General features: G+C 46.3%; 1 protein-coding gene. It reads left to right on the forward strand.

The features are described from left to right. Window positions 1-1,043 (forward strand): glycosyltransferase (locus AB1L17_RS31335; RefSeq protein ID WP_412848823.1); only part of this gene is annotated, 1,043 nt, incomplete at its 5' end. Window positions 1,044-1,271: the final 228 nt, after the last annotated feature.

The following is a 1,271-nucleotide window of genomic DNA, read 5'->3' on the forward strand; positions in this document are numbered from 1 at the left end:
AAAGAGCGGTCAAACGCTGGGTTTTCAGTTTATCAGCGGCACATTCCAACTGTTTTGTGGCATTCTCCACTGCAAAAGATTCGGCAGAAGATCGGAATTTGTCACAAAAGACAATTCCGGATGAACCCTTCATCCATTATCAGGCTGCTCCGGCTCACTTGTTCGTCCCTTCCAAAGCACCCTTATCTGTCGGAAGAACAATGTTCGAAACCGACCGATTGCCATCTGAATGGGTAGTCCGACTGAACGAGATGACCGAAATATGGGTTCCATCCCGATTCAACCAAGAGACGTTCATTCGATCGGGTGTCAATGAAAAAAAGATACGCATTGTACCCGGCACGCTGGATGAGTCCGTCTATTCAAGAGATCGAGTCAATCCGTATCCTTTGGATGTAGCGAGGCGGTTCAGGTTTCTTTCCATATTTGACTGGAGCATCCGCAAGGGTTGGGATGTCTTGCTTCGGGCTTACATGGAGACATTCAATTCATTGGACGACGTATCTCTGATCCTGAAAATATCGAGAATCAACGAACCCCATGCCAACGTTCACGACGAGATTCATCGCATGAAATCAAAACTGGGATTCTCATCTTTCCCTCATATCATCGTGCTGGACTCCCGCATGACAGAAGAGGAAATGATCCGTCTTTACGCCGCTTGCGACGCATTTGTCCTCCCTACTCGGGGAGAAGGATGGGGGCGTCCGTTTATGGAAGCCATGGCGATGCAAATGCCCGTGATTGGTACGAATTGGAGCGGTCAACTTGAATTCATGCATTCCGAAAACAGCTATCTGATCGATGTGGAACGGTTAAGTCCTGTTCCGGACACGATGCCTCCGCATTTTCATGGCCATTTGTGGGCAGAACCGAGCACAGAACATTTGAAACAATTGATGCAATATGTTGTACAGCATCCAGAGGAAGCCAGAGCAAAGGGTCGTCTTGCCAGAGAAAGTCTGTTTCCCAAGTATTCTTTGCAGCAAACAGGCAGGAGACTGTACAAAAGCTTCCGTGATCTGATCTGTAACTTCGTGTAGTGAAAAGACTCACCAATATTGATGAGCACGTTAAAGACCGGGATATGCATTGGTATCCCGGTCAATCTATTCTGATATTCATTTTTGCTGCAAAAACATCTTGACGATATCTGCCTTTGATTTGTCAGCCACCACTATTCCATATTTGCTTGCGGCAATAAGAAGATCTGAAACACCAATCACTATCATCGGAAGATCTGATGTGTTAATGACCTTCGTTGCTTCAGA

This window comes from Brevibacillus jepli (genome assembly GCF_047229145.1).
In the GTDB taxonomy this organism is placed as follows: Bacteria; Bacillota; Bacilli; order Brevibacillales; family Brevibacillaceae; genus Brevibacillus.